This is a genomic window from Pseudomonas sp. DrBHI1 (genome assembly GCF_002205115.1).
Lineage (GTDB): Bacteria > Pseudomonadota > Gammaproteobacteria > Pseudomonadales > Pseudomonadaceae > Aquipseudomonas > Aquipseudomonas mosselii.
On sequence record NZ_NIBE01000098.1, the window covers coordinates 1 to 1301 of the forward strand.

2 protein-coding genes are annotated in these 1301 nt (G+C 63.6%); one reads left to right on the forward strand and one right to left on the reverse strand.

Annotated features, from left to right (window positions below):
* Nucleotides 1-832: DUF808 domain-containing protein (locus CC207_RS19945; RefSeq protein WP_050706607.1), on the reverse strand; the 832-nt coding region annotated here is incomplete at its 3' end.
* 133 nt (nucleotides 833-965) lie between these two features.
* Here CC207_RS19945 and CC207_RS27860 point away from each other — a divergent pair.
* A partial coding sequence (locus CC207_RS27860; RefSeq protein ID WP_256582137.1) for a TetR/AcrR family transcriptional regulator occupies nucleotides 966-1301 on the forward strand: 336 nt, incomplete at its 3' end.

Here is a 1301-nt window from a genome sequence, read left to right on the forward strand (position 1 = left end):
CCACACCATTGAGCAGCGCCCCGGTCAACGCCCCGCCCCGCCCTTCGCTGAACGCCTCGATGGCGTGATGCAGCGGCGCGATGCCGTGCACCAGGATGCCGCCGCCGACCAGGAACATCGCCGCGGTGCCGATCACCGACAGGCTCTTCATCATGTACGGCGCGGCGCGCAGGATACCGTTGCCCACCGCCTGGCTCAGCGCCGAGGCTTTCTTGGTCATCCACAGCCCCAGGTCATCGAGCTTGACGATGCCTGCCACCAGGCCATAAACCCCCAGGGTCATGACGATGGCGATCCCTGACAGCACGATGATCTGCTGGCTCAACGGCGCATCGGCCACGGTGCCCAGGGTAATGGCGATGATCTCGGCAGAGAGGATGAAATCGGTGCGCACCGCGCCCTTGATCTTGCTCTTCTCAAAAGCCACAAGGTCGACCTGCTCGTCCGCCACAGCCGCCTTGCGCGCCTCGTGCTGCGCCTCATCCTCGGCCTTGCTGTGCAGGAACTTGTGCGCCAGCTTCTCGAAACCCTCGAAGCACAGGTAGGCGCCGCCGACCATCAGCAACGGAATCACCGCCCAGGGAATGAACGCGCTGATCAGCAGCGCCGCCGGCACCAGGATCGCCTTGTTCACCAGCGAGCCCTTGGCCACCGCCCACACCACCGGGATCTCGCGCTCGGCGCGCACGCCGGTGACCTGCTGGGCGTTGAGCGCCAGGTCATCACCCAGCACCCCTGCGGTCTTCTTCGCCGCGACCTTGGTCATCAACGAGACATCGTCGAGTACCGTGGCGATATCGTCGATCAATACCAGTAAGCTGCTTCCTGCCATGTCAAAATGTTTCCAGTAGGTTCGTATGGCCGGGATTCTAGCCCAAAGACGCTGCCTTGAGCGCTCGTCCGGGCGGGTGCTACCATGCCGGACCCCATTTGCAGGGGGCCAGACAACAGGAAGACCCCTGACAATGAGCACCATTCGCGAGCGCAACAAGGAACTGATCCTGCGCGCGGCCAGTGAAGAATTCGCCGACAAGGGCTTCGCCGCCACCAAGACCAGCGACATCGCGGCCAAGGCCGGCCTGCCCAAGCCGAACGTGTACTACTACTTCAAGTCGAAGGAAAACCTCTACCGCGAGGTGCTCGAGAGCATCATCGCGCCGATCATGCAGGCCTCGACGCCGTTCAACGCCGACGGCGATCCGAAAGAGGTGCTCAGCGCCTACATCCGCTCGAAGATCCGCATCTCCCGCGACCTGCCCCACGCCTCCAAGGTGTTCGCCAGCGAGATCATGCATGGCGCG